The 19,777-nt window shown below is 70.3% G+C and carries 15 protein-coding genes; 1 reads left to right on the forward strand and 14 read right to left on the reverse strand.

The window, feature by feature from the left end:
* Positions 1-21: 21 nt before the first annotated feature.
* The 4 genes from TR33_RS01425 to gltB form a co-directional block, all read right to left on the reverse strand.
* Positions 22-915, reverse strand: a complete 894-nt coding sequence (locus TR33_RS01425; protein ID WP_042280966.1) for a hypothetical protein — start codon at positions 913-915, stop codon at positions 22-24.
* A 72-nt stretch (positions 916-987) separates the two neighbouring features.
* Positions 988-1,371, reverse strand: coding sequence for a DUF2784 domain-containing protein (locus TR33_RS01430; RefSeq protein WP_042281274.1), 384 nt, complete (start codon positions 1,369-1,371; stop codon positions 988-990).
* Positions 1,372-1,463: 92 nt separating this feature from the next.
* The gene (locus tag TR33_RS01435) at positions 1,464-2,918 is read right to left on the reverse strand and encodes a glutamate synthase subunit beta (RefSeq protein WP_017534053.1); all 1,455 of its coding nucleotides are present in this window, start codon (positions 2,916-2,918) and stop codon (positions 1,464-1,466) included.
* Between the two features lie 26 nt (positions 2,919-2,944).
* The gene (gene gltB / locus TR33_RS01440; protein WP_042280967.1) at positions 2,945-7,507 is read right to left on the reverse strand and encodes a glutamate synthase large subunit; all 4,563 of its coding nucleotides are present in this window, start codon (positions 7,505-7,507) and stop codon (positions 2,945-2,947) included.
* A gap of 574 nt (positions 7,508-8,081) precedes the next feature.
* Between gltB and TR33_RS01445 the strand changes: the two genes are divergently transcribed.
* Positions 8,082-9,836, forward strand: coding sequence for a bis-aminopropyl spermidine synthase family protein (locus TR33_RS01445; protein WP_042280970.1), 1,755 nt, complete (start codon positions 8,082-8,084; stop codon positions 9,834-9,836).
* A 72-nt stretch (positions 9,837-9,908) separates the two neighbouring features.
* Here TR33_RS01445 and TR33_RS01450 read toward each other — a convergent pair whose 3' ends face one another.
* The 10 genes from TR33_RS01450 to TR33_RS01495 form a co-directional block, all read right to left on the reverse strand.
* Entirely contained in the window at positions 9,909-10,955 is a 1,047-nt protein-coding gene (locus TR33_RS01450; RefSeq protein WP_017534055.1) for a hypothetical protein, read from the reverse strand.
* Between the two features lie 172 nt (positions 10,956-11,127).
* Positions 11,128-12,294: a hypothetical protein gene (locus TR33_RS01455; RefSeq protein ID WP_017534056.1), complete on the reverse strand. Its 1,167-nt coding sequence runs from the start codon at positions 12,292-12,294 to the stop codon at positions 11,128-11,130.
* A gap of 103 nt (positions 12,295-12,397) precedes the next feature.
* Positions 12,398-13,510 carry a prolipoprotein diacylglyceryl transferase gene (lgt, locus tag TR33_RS01460; RefSeq protein WP_017534057.1) on the reverse strand — a complete coding sequence of 371 codons (1,113 nt, stop codon included), beginning with the start codon at positions 13,508-13,510 and terminating at the stop codon, positions 12,398-12,400.
* A gap of 45 nt (positions 13,511-13,555) precedes the next feature.
* Positions 13,556-14,539 carry a DsbA family protein gene (locus TR33_RS01465; RefSeq protein ID WP_042280972.1) on the reverse strand — a complete coding sequence of 328 codons (984 nt, stop codon included), beginning with the start codon at positions 14,537-14,539 and terminating at the stop codon, positions 13,556-13,558.
* Positions 14,540-14,599: 60 nt separating this feature from the next.
* Complete coding sequence (locus TR33_RS01470) at positions 14,600-15,106, reverse strand: MauE/DoxX family redox-associated membrane protein (RefSeq protein ID WP_026124913.1); 507 nt, start codon at positions 15,104-15,106, stop codon at positions 14,600-14,602.
* A 360-nt stretch (positions 15,107-15,466) separates the two neighbouring features.
* A complete protein-coding gene (trpA, locus tag TR33_RS01475) occupies positions 15,467-16,279 on the reverse strand; it encodes a tryptophan synthase subunit alpha (protein WP_041561919.1) in 813 nt (270 codons plus the stop codon).
* Complete coding sequence (trpB, locus tag TR33_RS01480; protein WP_026124914.1) at positions 16,279-17,496, reverse strand: tryptophan synthase subunit beta; 1,218 nt, start codon at positions 17,494-17,496, stop codon at positions 16,279-16,281. Before trpB ends, trpA begins: the two co-directional genes overlap by 1 nt.
* A 243-nt stretch (positions 17,497-17,739) precedes the next feature.
* Complete coding sequence (gene trpC, locus TR33_RS01485; RefSeq protein WP_014909911.1) at positions 17,740-18,546, reverse strand: indole-3-glycerol phosphate synthase TrpC; 807 nt, start codon at positions 18,544-18,546, stop codon at positions 17,740-17,742.
* Positions 18,547-18,719: 173 nt separating this feature from the next.
* Complete coding sequence (locus TR33_RS01490) at positions 18,720-19,220, reverse strand: DUF2752 domain-containing protein (protein ID WP_042280975.1); 501 nt, start codon at positions 19,218-19,220, stop codon at positions 18,720-18,722.
* A 123-nt stretch (positions 19,221-19,343) separates the two neighbouring features.
* Positions 19,344-19,757 (reverse strand): CD225/dispanin family protein, encoded by a 414-nt coding sequence (locus tag TR33_RS01495; protein WP_042280977.1) that lies wholly within the window; start codon positions 19,755-19,757, stop codon positions 19,344-19,346.
* Between the last annotated feature and the right edge of the window lie 20 nt (positions 19,758-19,777).

Consider the following 19,777-nt stretch of genomic DNA (forward strand, 5'->3'; position numbering starts at 1 on the left):
GGAGCCGGAAGCGGAACGTCGTCAGCGGGCGCGGCGCGGCCGGGGGAGGTCCGGGACCAGGTGTCCGTAGGCGCGCAGGATGCGCAGGCGCTGGATGGTGCGCATCCCTTCGCGTTCGAAGGTCGCGGTGGTGTCCCAGTGGTCCCAGCAGGCATCCCAGCCCCCGTCGGGGCGCTGCTGGTCCTCGAACACCTCGAGGTTGTGTTCGATCTCGGTGTCGGTGAACAGGGGCCGGGCGATGTGGTGGGGGTGCGATGCCAGGTCCAACGGAGTGTGGACGTGGCCGGTGGCGCGCGGGTGCACGTCGATGACGGCGCGGATCATGGTGGACAGGTGGTTCATCGCGGTCAGCGCGCGTGGCCGGTCGGGCACGTACTGGAGGAATCGGCAGATGCCGATGGCCTCGTGCGGGTCGGTCCAGCCGAGCGCGTCGATCCTCTTCCAGCAGAAGGCCGTGGCGTGGTCGCGCCACGGGTGGGTGATGTGGTTCTTGTGCAGCAACCCCGTGATGCTCGCGGTGACGTCGAGACGACTGGAGAAGTCGGTGGTGTGCTGGTACCAGGGCGCGGCCTCGGTGTGGCGGACGTTGGGCAGCACGTCGGGCAGCCCTCCGTCGTCGTTGGAGACCGAGGCCAGGTAGCGACAGACGCCGTAGCCGAGATCCTCGGGGATCGTTCCCAGTTCGTCGAGGTGGCGCAGGGCCAGTTCGGTGGCCACGGGCTGGCTGGAGTGCCCACGCAGGTCGGGGTCGAGGCTGTTGCCGTAACCCCCGTCGAGATTGCGGTGGGCGACCAGGGCGGCACGCACGGGTTCCGCCGGTCCGGACTGGAAGTGGTAGGCGAAGCGGTGCCGGTCGACGAGCCGGGCGCTGCGCATGATGAAGTGCTCTGCTGCGCGGTAGGAGTCCCAGGTCACAACGGTCATGCTTCGACGGTAAGCACACATACCCGGTGGGTGAATAGCGCGACGGGGATCCATTCGCGATCTTTACGCCCGGTTCTCAGAGGAGTGGCGTTGGCGACGTCTGTGGAGGATGAGGGCACCGATCCAGGACACCACGACGCTGAGGGCGACGAGGAGCTGGACGGTGAGGAGGTGCTCCCGCGGGTAGACGACGCCGGTGAGGTAGTGCTCGATGAAGCCGCCGGGCGGGAGTCCGGCCTGTCCGGCCCTCTCACGGCCCCAGGTCTCGATGTCGGTGAGGGGGCAGTCCCAGCCGATGAGGGTGATGCCGAGCCCGTAGAGCGCGCAGGCCATGTGCGGCCAGAGAGCGGGGAGGCGGTACCAGGCGAGGTAGCCGCCGACGGCCACGTAGACGAGGAAGGCCATGTGAAGGACCATGGCCCCCTCGCCGACGAGCCGGTAGATCATCCTTCGAGGGTAGGTGTCGGTCGCGGAGGGTGTCATCCCTCGGCCGGGGAGGGGCCGAGACGAACCCGGCCCCTCCCCCGCTCGACCTGCCCCTAGACCAGAGGGCGGGCGGTGGGCGGGATGGCGGTGGGCAGGTCGCCGCCCCCGCCGAGCGCCCGGTCGACGGCGGCCGCGGCGGAGCGGCCCTCGGCGATGGCCCAGACGATGAGCGACTGGCCCCGTCCCATGTCCCCGGCGCAGAAGACGCCGTCGACGCTGGTGCGGTATTCGGCGTCGCGGACGACGTTGCCGCGGCCGTCGAGTTCGACGCCGAGCTCGTCGAGCAGGCCCTCCTTCTCGGGGCCGACGAAGCCCATGGCGAGGGTGACGAGGTCGGCGGGGATCTCGCGTTCGCTGCCCTCGACGGGTTCGAAGCCGTTCGGGCCGCGTTCGACGTCGACGAGCTTGAGGGCGCGGACGTGGCCGCGTTCGTCGCCCAGGAACTCCAGGGTGTTGACGGAGTAGATCCGGCGGCCGCCCTCCTCGTGGGCGCTGGTGACCTTGTACAGCATCGGCATGGTGGGCCAGGGCTGGTGGTCGGGGCGCTTGGTGGGCGGCTTGGGCATGATCTCCAGCTGGGTGACCGAGGCGGCCCCCTGCCGGTGGGCGGTGCCGACGCAGTCGGCGCCGGTGTCGCCGCCTCCGATGACGACGACGTGCTTTCCGCGCGCGTCGATGGGGGCCTGTTCGAGGTCGCCCTCCTGGACCCTGTTGGCCAGGGGCAGGTACTCCATGGCCTGGTGGATACCGTCGAGTTCGCGGCCGGTGGCGGGCAGGTCCCGCCACCGGGTGGCGCCGCCGGTGAGGACGACGGCGTCGTGGTCCGCCCTGAGCCGTTCGGCGGTGATGTCGACGCCGACGTCGACCCCGGTGCGGAAGGTGGTGCCCTCGGCGGTCATCTGGGCGAGGCGGCGGTCGACGTGTCGCTTCTCCATCTTGAACTCGGGGATGCCGTAGCGGAGGAGGCCTCCGGCGCGGTCGGCGCGTTCGTAGACGGTGACGTCGTGGCCGGCGCGGGTGAGCTGCTGGGCGGCGGCGAGTCCGGCGGGCCCGGAGCCGACGACGGCGACCTTCCTACCGGTGCGTCGGGTGGGGGGCAGGGGTCGGACCCAGCCCTCCTCCCAGGCGCGGTCGATGATGGAGACCTCGACGTTCTTGATGGTGACGGCGGGCTGTGAGATGCCGAGCACGCAGGCGGATTCGCAGGGCGCGGGGCACAGTCGGCCGGTGAACTCGGGGAAGTTGTTGGTGGCGTGGAGTCGTTCGATCGCCTCGGCCCAGTCGTGGGTGTGGACGAGGTGGTTCCACTCGGGGATGAGGTTGCCCAGGGGGCAGCCGTTGTGGCAGAAGGGGATGCCGCAGTCCATGCAGCGGGAGGCCTGTCGGGTGACGGTCCCCCGGTCGAGGTCCTCTTGGACCTCGCGCCAGTCCTGGATGCGCACGTCGACGGGTCGGTGGGCGGGGAGCTCCCGCTCGGTGATCTTCAGGAAACCCTTGGGGTCGGCCATGTTCTTCCTCCTTTCGGTTGTGGGGCTCAGGACTGCGCGGAGGCCATGACGGCCTCGTCGACGTCGCGGCCTTCTCGTTCGGCCTCGGCCCTGGCGAGGAGGACCCTCTTGTAGTCGCGCGGCATGATCTTGGCGATGCGGTCCAGACCGCGGTCGCCCTGGGCCAGGAGGCGTTCGGCGACGGCGGAGCCGGTCTCGGCGTGGTGGCGTTCGAGGATGTCGGTGAGGAAGGTCCGGTCCTCTTCGGTGGTCTCCTCGATCTCGACCATGTCGCCGTTGACGTTCTCGGGGTTCAGGTCGAGGACGTAGGCGATGCCTCCGGACATGCCGGCGGCGAGGTTGCGTCCGGTGCGGCCGAGGATGACGGCGCGGCCTCCGGTCATGTATTCGCAGCCGTGGTCGCCGATGCCCTCGACGACGGCGGTGGCGCCGGAGTTGCGGACGCAGAAGCGTTCGCCGACGACACCGCGGAGGAGGATCTCTCCGGAGGTGGCTCCATAGCCGATGACGTTTCCGGCGATGATGTGCTCTTCGGCGACGAGGGCGCTGTCGGTGTGGGGGCGGACGATGATCCGGCCTCCGGACAGGCCCTTGCCGACGTAGTCGTTGGCGTCTCCCCGGAGTCGCAGGGTGATGCCCTTGGGCACGAAGGCGCCGAAGGACTGACCGGCGGTTCCGGTGAAGGTGACGTCGATGGTGTCGGTGGGCAGGCCTCGGGCCCCGTGGCGTCGGGTGACCTCGTATCCGAGCATGGTGCCGACGGTGCGGTTGACGTTGCGGACGGGCAGTTCGAGCACGACGGGTCGGCCGAAGTCGAGGGCCCCTTCGCTGAGCTGGACGAGGGTGTTGTCCAGGGCCTTGTCGAGGCCGTGGTCCTGCTTACGACGGTGGGAGCGGTGGTCTCCGGTGAGAGGCTCGACCTCGTGGAGGATCGGCGACAGGTCCAGGCCCTGGGCCTTCCAGTGGTCGACGGCGTCGGTGGTGTCGAGCAGGTCGACGGAGCCGATGGCCTCGTCCAGGCTGCGGAAGCCGAGCGCGGCCAGGTACTCGCGGACCTCTTGGGCGATGAACTCGAAGAAGTTGACGATGTACTCGGCCTTGCCGGAGAACCGTTCCCGCAGGAGGGGGTTCTGGGTGGCGACGCCGACGGGGCAGGTGTCGAGGTGGCAGACGCGCATCATCACACAGCCGGAGACGACGAGGGGCGCGGTGGCGAAGCCGTACTCCTCGGCGCCGAGGAGGGCCGCGACGACGACGTCGCGTCCGGTCTTCATCTGGCCGTCGGCCTGGACGACGATACGGTCGCGCAGGCCGTTGAGCAGGAGGGTCTGCTGGGTCTCGGCGAGGCCGAGCTCCCAGGGGGTGCCGGCGTGCTTGAGCGAGGTCAGCGGTGAGGCGCCGGTGCCGCCGTCGTGTCCGGAGATGAGGACGACGTCGGCGTGCGCCTTGGACACCCCGGTGGCGACGGTGCCCACGCCGGCCTCGGAGACCAGCTTGACGTGGACGCGCGCGGAGGGGTTGGCGTTCTTGAGGTCGTGGATGAGCTGGGCGAGGTCCTCGATGGAGTAGATGTCGTGGTGGGGCGGCGGCGAGATGAGGCCGACGCCGGGGGTGGAGTGCCGGGTGTCGGCGACCCACGGGTAGACCTTGTGGCCGGGGAGCTGGCCGCCTTCGCCGGGCTTGGCGCCCTGGGCCATCTTGATCTGGATGTCGTCGGCGTTGCCGAGGTAGTGCGAGGTGACACCGAAGCGTCCGGAGGCGACCTGCTTGATGGCGCTGCGGCGCAGGTCGCCGTTGGCGTCGGGGGTGAAGCGGGCCGGGTCCTCGCCGCCCTCTCCGGTGTTGGACTTGCCGCCGAGGCGGTTCATCGCGATGGCGAGGGTCTCGTGGGCCTCGGCGGAGATGGAGCCGTAGGACATGGCCCCGGTGGAGAAGCGCTTGACGATGGCGGAGACGGGTTCGACCTCGTCGATCGGCACGGGTTCGCGCACGCCCTCCTTGAGGCGGAAGAGTCCGCGGAGGGTCATGAGCCGTTCGGCCTGGTCGTCGACCTTGCTCGTGTACTCCTTGAAGATCTCGTACTTGCGGACCCGGGTGGAGTGCTGGAGCTTGAAGACGGTCTCGGGGTCGAACAGGTGCGGTTCGCCCTCGCGGCGCCACTGGTACTCGCCGCCGACCTCCAGGCGCCGGTGGGCGGCCGGGGTGGCGGTGTGGGCGTGGCGGTGGCGGAGGGCGACCTCCTCGGCGAGGACGTCGAGGCCGACACCGCCGAGTCGGGAGGTGGTGCCGGTGAAGCAGCGGTCGATGACGTCCTGGCCCAGGCCGAGGGCCTCGAAGATCTGGGCGCCGGTGTAGGAGCCGACCGTGGAGACGCCGATCTTGGACATGATCTTGAGGACGCCCTTGGCGTAGGCCTTGAGGGTGTTGCGGGCGGCGGTGTCGGCGTCGATGTCGCCGAGGGTGCCGCGTCGGACCAGGTCGCGGACGGTCTCCAGCGCCAGGTAGGGGTTGACGGCGGAGGCGCCGTAACCGATGAGGAGTGCCACGTGGTGGCACTCGCGGACGTCGCCGGCCTCGACGAGGAGACCGACCTCGGTGCGGGTCTTCTCGCGGACGAGGTGGTGGTGCACGGCCCCGGTCAGCAGGAGCGAGGGGATCGGGGCCCGGTCGGCGTCGGCGTTCCGGTCGCTGAGGACGAGGATGCGGGCGCCGGCGGCGATGGCCTCGGAGACCTCGGTCTCGATCCGGTCGAGGCGGGCGTTCAGGGCGTCGCCGCCTCCGTCGACGGGGTAGGTGCCGTCGATGGTGTGGGTGCGCAGCGCCGGGTCGGTCTCTCCGGCGGCGACGATGGCGGCGAGGTCGCTCTGGTCGACGACGGGGGTGGGCAGCGCGAGACGGCGGGCGGCCTCGGGGTTCGGTCCACGGTGCAGGAGGTTGCTCTCCGCGCCGAGGAGGGTGGTGAGGCTGGTGACCATCTCCTCGCGGATGGCGTCCAGCGGCGGGTTGGTGACCTGTGCGAAGTTCTGCGAGAAGTAGTCGAAGAGCAGGCGCGGTCGGGTGGAGAGGGCGGCGACGGGGGTGTCGGTGCCCATGGATCCGATGGGTTCGGCGCCGGTGCGGGCCATCGGGGTGAGGATGACGCGGAGCTCCTCCTCGGTGTAGCCGAACACCTGCCGGGCGCGGTCGGGTTCGGTGACCGGGGCGGGGTCGGCCTCGGGGAGGTCGTCGAGGTGGACGATGCCGTTCTCGACCCACTCCCGGTAGGGGTGTTCGGCGGCGAGCTCGGCCTTGATCTCCTCGTCCTCGATGATGCGCCCTTGGGCGGTGTCGACGACGAAGATGCGGCCGGGCTGGAGCCGGCCCTTGCGGACGATGGTGGCGGGGTCCAGGTCGAGGACGCCGGCCTCGGAGGCCAGGACGACGAGGCCGTCCTCGGTGACCCAGTAGCGGCCGGGGCGCAGTCCGTTGCGGTCCAGGACGGAGCCGACGATGGTGCCGTCGGTGAAGGACACCGAGGCGGGGCCGTCCCAGGGCTCCATGAGGGTGGAGTGGTACTCGTAGAAGGCCCGGACGGCCGGGTCCATCGTGGTGTGGTTCTCCCAGGGCTCGGGGATCATCATGAGGACGGCGTGCGGCAGGCCGCGTCCGCCCAGGTGGAGGAGTTCCAGGACGTCGTCGAAGGAGGCGGTGTCGGAGTCGTCGGGGTCGACGATGGGCAGGATCCGCTCCAGGTCGCCGGGGATGAGATCGGTGGCGAGTCCGGCCTCGCGGGACCGCATCATGTTCCGGTTGCCCTTGACCGTGTTGATCTCCCCGTTGTGCGCGACGTAGCGGAACGGGTGGGCGAGCGGCCAGGAGGGGAACGTGTTGGTGGAGAACCGGGAGTGGACCAGGGCCAGGCCGGAGGTGTAGCGCCGGTCGGACAGGTCGGGGAAGAACGGTTCGAGCTGGGGCGTGGTGAGCATGCCCTTGTAGGCGATGGTGCGCGGGGACAGGCTCGGGAAGTAGGCGCCGGTCTCGTGTTCGGCGCGCTTGCGGACGCAGTAGGTGTGGCGTTCGAGGTCGATGCCGGTGAGGCCTTCGGTGGGGGTGCCCTCGCGTCCGGTGACGAAGATCTGCCCGAAGTAGGGCATGGACTCGCGGGCGGCGGGCCCGCTGTAGCGGGGCTCGAAGGGGACCTCGCGCCAGCCGAGCAGGGTCAGTCCCTCGTCGGCGACGATGGCGTCGATCTCGGCGACGACCGAGGCGCGTTCGGCGGCGTCGACGGGGAGGAATCCGATACCGGTGGCGTAGGCGCCGGCCTCGGGGAGTTCGAAGTCGCAGACCTCGCTGTAGAGCTCGTGCGGGATCTGGGTGAGGATGCCCGCGCCGTCGCCGTCGTCGGGGTCGGCTCCGGAGGCGCCCCGGTGGTCGAGGTTGCGCAGGACGGTGAGGGCCTTGCTCACGGTGTCGTGGGTGCGGCGCCCGGTGAGGTCGGCGACGAAGCCGAGTCCACAGGCGTCGTGCTCGTGGGCGGGGTCGTAGAGGCCCTGGGGGGACGGTCCGGTGTTCGCTCGGGCGGACGAACGTCGCACGTGTTCAGCGGGCATCGGTCCTCCTGTCGTCATGAAGTGGGCTTTTGTGAAAAGCGCGTTCGGGACGACGTTGGCCCTGCTGCGTGCGTGATTCTGTTGTGCTCTCGCCGGGACGCTCCCGCCGGGGCGGGTGTGTTCCCGATGCCGGAAGGGTGCGCGCCTCGGAGGGTCGGCGGTGGTCGGGGTGCCCGTGGTTCGGGCCTCCGCCACCGTTCGACGTGGGCGGCACGCTGTGTCGAACGGGTCGGTGACGGCGCCGCGGTGCGCTCTCTCCGGTCCCGTTCGCGTCCGCCCGATGCGAGGCGACGCGTGTTCCTCTCGGGGTCGTTCCCGAGGGATCCGGCTCAGCGAATGTTTCCACGAGGAAACTTCACCAAACCTCTCCATGTCAAGACATCACCCTCGGGTGGTGTCCGTTTCACCTCCCTTCGGGGAGGTTCCATGGTGAAGTTCGTGCTGGTCACGAGGGTGTGGTGGGCTTCGGGGCGGGGTGTGGGGACGCTTCGGGAGTGATGTCCCCCTCATCGGTGACGTACCTGTCCCGGCCCGTGTCGCCGCACACGTGCGTGTGCCGTGGGAGGATCGCCAGATGGCAGGACACCCGACTTCCCCCGGCCCGGATTCCGGGGCCTCGAACGATCCCACCCGTGGACCGGGCTCACCGGTCCCGGATCTCGCGACGTCCCTTCGCGGCGACGCGGACCCTCCTCTGCCCGCGGCGGCCGAGAGGTTCCTGCGCGAGCACGGTGTGGACGCGCCACGCCCTCGGCAGATCCTGGCGTTGCTCTCCGACGGACGTTGGTGGAGCGCGAACGATCTGGTGCGGGCCGGCGGTGTGGCCCATTCCGTGGTGAACTCGCTGCTCAAGGCGTTGGACGAGGCCGGTGAGGTGACTCGGGACGGAGACCGGTTCCGGTTGGTGCGGCCCGAGCACTATCGCGGTGCCTCGGCCCCCTCGCTGGCCGATCCCGTGGCCCATCTGTTGTCCGATCATCCCAGGGCCGCCTCCGAACTGGTGCGGGCGGTCGCCGAGGGCCCGGCATCGGACCTGGATCTGGACCACGTGTCGGCGACGGCGGAGACGGCGTTGCGTCGCGCGCTCTTCCTGGACACCCGTTTCGATCTGCGTCGACGGACGCTGTTGTGCGTGGGCGACCACGACCTGACCTCCCTGGCCCTGCCTCTGGTCCGGCCTGGGGTCCGTGTGCTGGTCGTGGACCTGGACGAGCGGGTGTTGGCGCACATCGACGCGGTGGCCGAGCGGCTCGGGCTGCCGGTGCGCACGCACAGCGCCGACCTGCGTCTGGGGTTGCCTTCGAGCCTGCGCGAACAGGCCGACGTGGTCTTCACCGACCCGCCCTACACCCCGGAGGGGGTGGAGTTGTTCGTGCGACGCGGGGTGGAGGGCCTGGCCGACCCCAAGCGGGGTCGTGTGCTCGTGGCCTACGGGGCCAGTGAGGCCACTCCGAAGCTCGCGGCGGCCACTCAGGCCCGGCTGGTGCGGTCGGGTCTGTTGATGGAGGCCGTGTGGCCGGACTTCAACCGGTACCTGGGGGCGGAGTCGATCGGCGCCGCCAGCGACCTGTACGTGCTGCGGCCGTTGGCGAAGCCCTCGCCCTCCTCCGGTGGCGACAGCGCGCGGGTCTACAGCCAGGGCTCCAACGCCAAGGAGGCGCGGGGGCGTTTGGACGCCGAGCGGGCCGCCGCGGTGCTGGAACGGGTGGCCGAGGAGGACGTGGAGGGTTCCGACGCCCCGGCCCTGGTCGGCGACTGGCCGCGCGAGGTCCGTCGTGAGGTGCGGGTGCGGCTGTCCACCTGGATGGACTCGCCGACCGCGGCGGGGACGTGCGCGGTGGTCGATCTCACCGGTGGTTGGGATCGGTCGGCGCCCCGGGTGGCGTTGGCCTCGACGAGCGACACCGTGTACGTGCTGGTGCCCTCGGCCTCGACCTGGGTACGTGACGAGGCCGGTCAGAAGGCCTTCCGGGCGATGGTGGAGCCGGGCGCGCGGGTGCGGTTCCTGCGCGGTTTCGGAGCCCCCGATCTGACCGCGATCCGGTTGACGCGCAACCCGGATCCGGGTGGGAGCACGGGTCGCCTCCTGGCCCATGTGCAGGGGCGGGCCCACGGCACGCTCACCACGACGTTGCGGACCGGTCTGGTGGAGGTGGCCTCCTGGCGGGGCCGCCCGACCAATAAGCGCACGGCCCGGCAGACGGTGGCGTCGGCTCCGGCGTGGCTGCCCGGGCACAGCCTGTTGGACCTGCCCGAGCATCGTTTCTCGGAGTTGCGGGTGTTGGCCTCGGAGCTGGTGGCCCGGGTGGAGGAGTCGCAGGGCGCCTGAGCCCCGGTCCGACGACACCGCGGGCCCGGAGGGGGTTCCCTCCGGGCCCGCGGTGTGTCCTGTGGTGTTCCCCTACTGGCCGGGCTCCACCGGAACCTGTTCCTGAGGGACCTCTTCGGTACCGGGCTCGACGGGGACGCCCGCCTCTCCGGTACCGGTCTCCCCCGTGCCCTCGGTACCGGGTTCGGCGGGGACGCCCTCACCGGTCGTGTCGGGCTCGCCGGTACCGGTCTCGCCGCCCTCGTCACCGTCGCTGTACTCGACCAGGCGACGGAAGAGGGGCTCTCGGAAGTTGGCCAGGGCCACCAGCGGGGTGGAGAGGGTGACGCGTTCCTCCACCGATTCGGAATCGGTCGGCTGAACCCAGACCACGACCAGGTAGTGACCGCTGACGATGGCGTCGGCCGCGCTGTATCCGGAGCCCAGACGGTCGAAGGGGTCACTGCCGGAGGGGGCGAGGAGGAAACCGGGGTCGACGACCTCCTCGGCGGACTCGTCGTCCTCGGGTTCGGGCGCCTCCATGGCGTCGGCGACGGCACGGCTGCCCTCGACGTCGGCCAGGTTGAACACGGCGGCCACACCGAAGTAACCGTCCGCGACGTAGGTGGCGCGTCCGACCTGGGAGCAGTCGGCCGCCGCCAACGCGTCGGTGACCTCCTGACCCCAGACGGCGGCGGAGCAGTCCTCGGTCAGGTCCGAGTCCCGCAGGGTGAAGTCGATGCTCTGGCTGGAGATCTCGGCGTTGCGGCGTTCGAACAGCTCGCCCTCGTTCAGGGGGCGCGAGTCCACCTCGCGGGAGGCGAGCACCTCGTTCATGCTGCCGGCGTCCCGGATCTTGTAGACGACCGGGCGCGTCTGCTGGGCGGCCGCGTCCTCTCCCTCGTCCCCCGTGAACCTGAGGAACAGGAAGGTACCGAGGACGGCGAGCACCACGACCAGCGCCACGACGACGATGATCAGGGTCCGGCCCGGACGTCCGGCCTCCTTCTTGCGTCGGCCACCGCCCCGGCGGCGCCCGCCCTCGGCGGAGGGGGCCGTCGAGGTCCGGGACTCGTCGGGCTCGCTGTTCTTCCTCCGGCGGCCCGGCCGGCCGGGCGTCGATGGTTCAGAAGGGGACACCCAAAGGACCTTTCCGTGGGTTCGGGCCGGTCACCGAGGTGACCGGCCCGCTTGCGCTCGGGATTCGGGGGGATGGATCCTCCCCCGGTACGACCCTGGCGGGGACGGGTCGATCTGTCCGAGATCCTATCGGGGCGCCCGACAGGGCCGAACAGATCCACCGTCTCCGTCGTCACTCACCGTCGGGACGGTTCGCGACGACCTCGTCGTAGACGAACGAGAAGGCGTTCATGGAGGCCACGTTCAGGGTCGCCATGTCCGTGTCCTTACCGGGCGGCTCCCCGTCGACGCGTCCCGACCAGAACACGGCCAGGTAGTGGCCCATGACCTGGGTGGAGGCCTGGCTGTAGCCGTCCTGGAGTCCGGGGATCCCCTCGTCCTCACGGGTGAGGAGGAAGCCGGGGCCGGTCTCGGCATTGGTCGGGTCCATCGCCGCGGCCACCTCGGTGGCGCTCTCGCTGTCGGAGAGGTCGAACAGGGTCACCTGCGCGACGTAGTCCTCCTTGGAGTCGGTGTAGACGCCCGAGGCCGCGTTGACGCAGCCGCCGTCCAGGAGACTCTGACCGAGCTCCTCGCCCCACACCAGAGAGGTGCAGGAGTCGGTGACCTCGGAGGCCCTCAGGTCCAGCTTCATGTCCCCGAGCTCGAGCTCGTCGACGGAGCCGAACACCGAGTCGTCGGTCATCGGTTCCGCGTCGGCGGGACGCTCGTCGATGGCCCCGAACACCTCGGGGTCGTCGGGCTGGAAGAGGTACAGCTCCGGGGTGAGGGTGCTGTGTCCCTCGGGCGGGGCCACGATGGAGTCCTCGCCCCCGGCCGAGCTTCCTCCGCCTCCGGTGACCAGCTGGAAGCTCAACAGGCCCAGGAGGGCGACCAGAGCGAGGCTGAAGGCTCCCAGGAGCACTCCGAGCACGGCGGTGCCGCGCTTGCGCTTGCTCTGCTCGGCGAGGGTGTACACGATCTGGTTGGGCCGGTCGCCCAGGACCGAGACCTTCTTGATCGCGGACGCGGAGAAGGCGGAGACACGGTCGACACCGCGCTTGTCCTTGCCCTTGCCCTTGTTCTTCCGTCGCCCACCGCGACGACCCGGACGTTCCGCCTCGGCGTCCTGCTCCGGCTCGTCGTCGTGGTACTCCGCGGCGTCGTCCTCGGCGTCGCGGGTGTGGGTGTGGCCGTACTCCTCGGAGAAGTCCTCCTCGGGGTCGTAGCCCTCGTCGTATCCGTCGTCCTCACGCTCGTAGTCGTGCTCTTCGACGTGGTCTCCGGTGTGGGTGCCGGAGGCGTGACGGGTTCCGCCACGCCGTCCCTTGCGTCCGTAACCGGACTCGGCTCTGCTCACGGTCTTTCTCAATCGTCAACCCGTGGTCTGCTCGACTGGTGGGGAGAACTCCCTTGGACGCGGTCGGCCACGGGCCGACGCGTCGGGGTTCACTGTCCCCGATCTACTCGGGCTTCGACCCGGAGTCGCCTCCGGCGCCTTCGGCACCGTCCTCCGCCGAGCCCTCGCTACTAGATCGCTCGGGACGCGGATGGTATTCCGTGCCGGCTCCACTGGAAGCGTCCGTGACCTGGTCGAACCCCGAATCGTCGGTGTCCACGGCGCTGTAGACGGTGCCCTGGTCGTCGGTGTCACGCGCACCTGTGTCCCCGAACACCTGGGTGCCCGCGTCGTGGCCGTGCGGGACCACCGCGGTGGAGAAACGGTCCAGGCGGCTACCGGCCCACACGAAGTAGGCCAGGGCGCCGAGGAAGACGACGATCGAGGTCCAGTTGTTCAGACGCAGGCCGAGGAAGTCGTTGGCCGGGTCCACGCGCAGGTACTCGATCCAGAAGCGGCCGACGCAGTAGCCCATGACGTAGAGGGCGAAGAGGCGCCCGCCCTGGAGGGAGCTCTCGAAGCGACGGCCGAGGTAGGCCAGGAGGATCGCCAGGCCCAGGCACCAGAGGGATTCGTAGAGGAAGGTGGGGTGGTACGTGGTCACACCGGGCTCCATGCCGGCGCGAAGGTAGCCCTCGGGGGTGAGGTTGATCTCCACGGCCCAGGGCAGGTCGGTGGGACGGCCGAACAGCTCCTGGTTGAAGTAGTTGCCCCAGCGACCGATGGCCTGGGCCAGCGGGATGGTGGGGGCGATGGCGAAGGCGAGCTTGGACATCGACAGCCCGCGTTTGCGCGCGACCAGCCATACGCCGAGGGCTCCGAGCGGGATGGCCCCCCAGATACCGAGTCCGCCCTCCCAGATGTAGAAGGCGCGGATGGGCTCCTTGCCCGGCCCGAAGTAGAGCTGGGCGTCACTGATGACGTGGTAGAGGCGTCCACCGATCAGCCCGAGGATCACGGCCCAGACGGCCATGTCCATGATGGTGCCGGGCTCTCCCCCCATCGCCTTCCACCTGCGCTCGCTCCACAGGACGGCGACGATGACGCCGGCCAGGATGCACAGGGCGTAGAAGTGGATCTGCAGGGGCCCGATGGGGATCGCGTTGACCTCGGGGCTGGGAATGGCCGCGAGGGCGCGACCGTACTCGATCGCGCCCTCGAAGGCTGTCGACGGCAATGTCAATGCTCTGCTCTCGGGTTCGCCCCGCGCGCGGGGTTCTTGTCAGGGGTTGTCCGCGTCGCCCCCGTCGCCCATCGGTCGAGTCTCGACCTCGCCCGGTCCCGCGGAGGCGATCGCCTCGGACAGACCGCGTGCGGTCATGGCGCTGTTGTTGTCGAGCAGTTCGCCGTTGATGTAGACGGAAGGTGTGCCGCGGAACGCGTTGTCTCCGCTGTAGCGAGTGTAAGCCGTTCCGGTGGCGTCGATGATCTCGCCCGTGTAGGTCCCGTCGAGGAACGAGGAGTCGTGCCCGTTCTCGTCGCCCCACTTGAGCAGGTCGGCCAGGACCATGGTCCCCAGGGTCTCCTCGCCGATCTGCTCGGTGGCGTCCTGGGTCAGGGCGGGAAGGAACTTCTCGGTGAACTCGGTGACGATCTCGGCCTCGGAGTCGAGGCGTTCGTCGAACTCGGCGCCCTGGGTGTCGTCGCCGCCGGCCTCTCGGAACCATCCCTTGAGTTCGTCGACGTCGAAGCCTTCACGGCCCTCGGTCGGCTGGTTCTCGAAGAGCAGGTCGTTGTACTGGACGAAGAGGTCGTGGTCGGCGGCGGCGCGGGCGGCGGCCCCGGCCCGCAGCGAGTTGCTGCTGATGGGGACGGGCTGCTGGGCGAAGATGCTGACCGGCCGGAAGTGGACGATGGCCTCGCCCTCGGCGGCACGCTCCTTGAGGAGGTCGCCGTTGAGGAGTTCGAACTGGCGGCAGGCCGGGCACTGGTAGTCGGCGTACACCTCGACGACGGGGGCCTCCACGCCCTCGTCGGCCATGACGACGCTGCCGTCGTCCTGGAGGGTGGTGGTGGCCAGCGGGCCGTCGTACTCGTCGCCCTGACCGTAGGTGAGGACGGCGTAGCCGACACCGACGACGAGCAGGACCACGAGCGCGGCACCGCCGAGGACCAGAAGGGTCTTGTTGCGCTTGGCGGCGCGCTTCTCCCTCTCCCGCTGTTCCCTGAGTTTCTCTCGGGAGCGCTTGCGCGCTTCACTGCCCATGCTTTCCCCTGTTTCCGATGTTGCTGAAGTGATCGACCGTGCTGTGGAGTGGCCTCCGGCTCACTTGTAGAGCCCGAGGGTCCGGTCGAGGGCGAAGGGTGAACGGGGCCATATCGCGATGAACGCGCCCAGCGCCGCGAAGACGATGTCGCGGGCGATGGAGAGCCCGTAGGTGGTCTCCCCCGGTTCGACCTGTCCGCCGCCGCCGAAGCAACCGCAGTCGATGTTGAGGCCGCGGGCCATCGCGGAAAAGATTCCGGCGATGAAGACGACCATGAGGATCGCACTGACCGCGCCCACGTATCGGGTGGCCAGGCCGGCCAGGAGCAGCAGGGCCAGCGCGAGTTCGAAGAGGGGGAGGGTGTAGCCGATGAGCCGGGCGATCTCGTGGGGGAAGAGGTCGTAGGCCTCCACCGCCTGGACCGACAGTGCCGGCGGGAACTTGGTGACGGCCGCGGTGATGAGGACGGCGGCCAGGCCGAGGCGGCAGGCGAGGCTGATCCAGGGTTGGACGGTCTCCCAGCGTGTGGGGGGACGGGGGGCGGCGTCGTCTGGTGTGTCCGTCATCTGAGGCCTTCGGGAGAGGGGTCGGTCGTCGGCGAGCGTGGCGCCGGGCGCCCGGGCCGTCGCTCTTCGTGTCGATAGAGATCCTACTTGCTGTAGTGGACGGGTGACACTGGGTTCGAACCCCGTGGTGACGGAGCGGCACCCGGCGACCCGGAGCACCGCCATCACATCACCGACACGCCGTTCTCGGGACCGATCCGGCCGTTTTCCCAACCCCTTCTCACCCGATTCTCACCCTCTTAACCCGAACCGCGATCGAAGAGGTCCACCGGCCCGAGAACGCCTCCGTCACTCTCCTCCCCCGAACGCGATTCGCCCCTCGGGCGGGACCCGAGGGGCGAACGGTGGAACAGAAGGCGATCAGCGGGAGCGGACGCCTCCGGCCAGCTCCTCGGCGAAGGAACGGACCGCGATCAGCCCGGTCTCCAGGTCCGGAGCGTCCAGGATCCGCTGGCAGAACCCGGCGCCGACGATGACCCCGTCGGCGTAGGCGGCGACCTCGGCGGCCTGGGCCGCGGTGGAGATGCCCAGCCCCACGCAGATCGGCAACTCCGAGTCCCGGGTGACCTCGCGGGTGCGCCGGACCAGGGTCTCGGCGGTGTCGGCGACCTGGGCCCGGGTACCGGTGACGCCCATGAGCGAGGCCGCGTACACGAACCCGCTACAGGCCTCGGTGGTCAGCGCCAGACGCCGGTCCGAGGAGGAGGGCGCCACCAGGAAGATCCGGTCGAGCCCGGCCTTCTCCGAGGCGTCGTACCACTCGCGGGCCTCCTCCGGGATGAGGTCGGGGGTGATGACCCCGGCCCCGCCGGCGTCGGCCAGGCCGGTGGCGAAGCGCTCCACGCCGTAGCGTTCGATCGGGTTCCAGTAGGACATGACCAGGGCCGCGGCACCGGTGGCGGCGGTGGCCTCCACCACTCGGAACACGTCCTCCGTGGTGGTGCCGGAGTTCAGCGCCATATCGGCAGCCCGCTGGATGGTGGGGCCGTCCATCATGGGGTCGGAGTAGGGCAGGCCGACCTCGATGACGTCGCAGCCGCCCTCGACCATGGCCTGGACGACGCGGATGGAGGACTCCACGTCGGGGAAGCCCGCGGGGAGGTAGCCGACGAGGGCGGCCCGGCCGGCGGCGCGCGCCTCGGCCATCTTGGTCTGCAATGTGGTGGTCGGCATCAGGCCTGTCCCTCCGAGTCGACGAGGCCGAAGTAGTCGGCGGCGGTGTTGACGTCCTTGTCCCCGCGTCCGGAGAGGTTCACCAGGATGATGGAGTCCGGGCCGAGCCTGCGGCCCAGCCGGATCGCCCCGCCCAGGGCGTGCGCGCTCTCGATGGCGGGGATGATGCCCTCGGTCCGGCACAACAGCCGGAAGGCCTCCATCGCCTCGGCGTCGGTGACGGGCTCGTAGGTGGCGCGGCCGGTGGCGGCCAGGTGGGCGTGCTCGGGCCCCACCGCCGGGTAGTCGAGTCCGGCGGAGATGGAGTGGCTGGGCAGGGTCTGGCCGTACTCGTCCTGGAGGACGAAGGTACGGGCCCCGTGGAAGACCCCGGGGCTGCCCGCGGTGATGGAGGCGGCGGTGCGGTCGGTGTCGGCGCCCTCTCCCCCGGCCTCGAAGCCGTACAGGGCCACCTCCTCGTCGGGGATGAAGGCGGCGAAGATCGCGATGGCGTTCGACCCTCCGCCCACGCAGGCGGTGACGGCGTCGGGGAGACGGCCGGTGAGTTCCAGCGCCTGCCTGCGGGCCTCGGCGCCCACGGTGAAGTGCAGGTCGCGCACCAGCTTGGGGAAGGGGTGCGGTCCGGCGGCGGTGCCGAAGAGGTAGTGGGTGCGGTCGACGTTGGCGACCCAGTCCCGGAAGGTCTCGTTGATGGCGTCCTTGAGCGTGCGGCTGCCGATCGTGACCGGAACGACCTCGGCGCCGAGCATCCTCATGCGGGCGACGTTGAGGGCCTGACGGCGGGTGTCCTCCTCGCCCATGTAGATACGGCACTCCAGGCCGAGCAGCGCGCAGGCGGTGGCGGTGGCCACGCCGTGCTGGCCGGCACCGGTCTCGGCGATGACGCGCGTCTTGCCCATGCGCTTGGTCAGCAGGGCCTGGCCCAGCACGTTGTTGATCTTGTGCGAGCCGGTGTGGTTGAGGTCCTCGCGCTTGAGGAGGATGCGGGCGCCGCCCGCGTGCTCGGAGAAGTTGCGGGCCTCGGTGAGCAGGCTCGGACGGCCGGCGTAGTTCTTGAGCAGGTCGTCGAACTCGGCCTGGAAGACCGGGTCCTCCTTGGCCTTGGCCCATTCGGCCTCGACCTCGTCGAGGGCGGCGATGAGGGCCTCGGGGGCGAAACGCCCACCGAAGCGGCCGTAGTGCCCCAGCTCGTCGGGCACCGGTTGAGCGTGACTCATGGGAAGTTCTCCTGGAAGGAGGCCGACCGCGGTGGTTCCCCGCCGACGTTCGCGCCGCGGGGAGGCCGCGCGCCGACCGGCTGTGCGCCGCCGGGGTCCGGCGGCTCGATTGGTTCGGGTCAACGCGGCGACGGGAACCCGCGGACGTGTACGCCTACGGGCTCCCTAGAGCCATCGCCATCGACGGTGGAGCGTGGTGCGCCCCTCGTACTCCGTCGTCGTCGCCATCGTCGGTGGTTCCCTTTAGTTCCGGTCGCGCAGAGCGGGGTGGGCTCCGGCGGTCACCAGGTCGGCGACGGCCTCGCGCGGGTCGCGTCCGCGGACGAGGCTCTCGCCCACCAGGACGGCGCCCGCCCCGGCACCGGCGTAGGCCAACAGGTCGTGCGGGCCTCGTACCCCGGACTCGGCGATCCTGACGCGGTCCGCGGGGATGAGCGGGGCGAGCCGGGCGAAGGTGTCCCGGTCGACCTCGAGGGTCTTGAGGTTGCGCGCGTTGACGCCGATGACGGTGGCTCCGGCGTCCAGGGCACGGGCGACCTCCTCCTCGTCGTGGACCTCGACCAGGGGGGTCAGCCCGAGGGAGCGGGCCCGCTCGACCAGGGAGACCAGGGCCTCCTGGGACAGGGCCGCGACGATGAGCAGGACGGCGGAGGCTCCGAAGACGCGGGCCTCCCACAGCTGGTAGGAGCTGACGACGAAGTCCTTGCGCAGCAAGGGCGTGTCGACGGCGGCGTGGACCGCACGCAGGTCGTCGAGGCTGCCTTTGAAGCGGCGGCCTTCGGTCAGCACGCTGATCCAGGTGGCACCGCCGGCCTCGTAGTCGCGGGCCAGCGCGGCCGGATCGTCGATCGTCGCGAGCGGGCCCTTGGAGGGGCTGGCGCGCTTGACCTCGGCGATCACGTGGACGCCGGGGCGGCGCAGGGCGGCCTCGGCGTCCTGGGGGGCGGGCACCGACTCGGCCTTGGCCTTGAGGCTGTCCAGCGGCAGTTCCTCTTGCCGCTGGGCCAGGTCAGCGCGTACTCCGTCGAGGATCTCGTCGAGCACGCTCACCAGTTCCAGCTCCCTCGTGAAGATCGTTTCTCGGTGGCCGTTCCGGCGATCGGGCGCGGGTCGGCTCGGCGGGCTCGGACACACCGCCGTCACACCGTGTGTTGGTCATCGTATCCACCCTCGGCGGCGTGGGGGGCGTCGACCCCGGATCACCACGCCGTGGAGTTCGGGGATCACCAGGACGGTAGGAGCGGGGCCCCGGGCGCGAGGAAGGAGAACCAGGGCAGATTGCGCAGAATCCAGAAGGTGACGATGCCCGCCAGAATGCCCCAGAGGGCCCAGGTGGGGACCAGGGTCCGGGGGCGTCTGCGGTGCGGCCACAGGCTGTTCCTCAGCCAGGTGAGGTAGGAGTACAGCGCGAAGGGCAGGAAGGCCACGAGCAGGGGGTTCATGCTCAGCGCGCCGAGGACGTCCAGGTGGGTGAGGGCGGCCAAGGCCCGGGTGGTACCACAGCCGGGGCAGAAGGTGCCGGTCAGCGCCAGCCAAGGGCAGCCGGGGTAGAAGCCCGGCTGGTTGGGGTCCACGCTGTGGAGGAGGACCACGCCGACCAGGCCCGCGGCGCCGAGGCTCAGCGGCCAGGTGGCCGGGTGGACGCGCCCCAGCAGCTGGGAGAGGCGGCTCCGCGGGGCGGGGGCCGGGCCTTCGGCGGGGAGGGGCGTCTCGTGGGGCTGCACGCGCCTCAGCGTACCCGGGCCCGGGAAACGGCTTCGCCCCCGACGGTGCCGGGGGCGAAGACGGAGGGTTCGTCCGGGCCGGCCATGGGCCGGGCCGAACGGGTCTCGATCACACGCGATCGATCAGTAGCCGCTGTACGAGGCGGTACCCGCGGCCCCGAAGAGGACGACCACGAAGATGAAGTAGCCCACCCAGAAGACCACGTTGATGATGAACAGCACCAGACCGATGATCCCGAGGATCTTGGCGGTGTTGGCGTTGGACTCGGCGCCGGCGTAGTCCCCGGCGGTCCACTTGCTGTTCACCTGGAGGGCGAAGATCAGGCCGATGATCCCGATCAGCGGGATGCAGCTGATGATGCCCAGGATGTTCTGGATGAGGTAGTTCTTCGGCGGCTCGGCCGAGGGCGGACCCCCGAAGCCGGGCTGGCCGCCGGTGGGAGGCCCGTAGCCGCCCGCGGGCGGGCCGTAACCGCCGGTGCCGTAACCGCCGGGCGGCGGACCGGGGTTACCGGGGGGCGGAGGACCATAGCTCATGAGTAAATGTCTTTCCGGAA

The sequence above is a fragment of the Nocardiopsis alba genome (assembly GCF_000710955.1).
Taxonomy (GTDB): Bacteria; Actinomycetota; Actinomycetes; order Streptosporangiales; family Streptosporangiaceae; genus Nocardiopsis; species Nocardiopsis alba.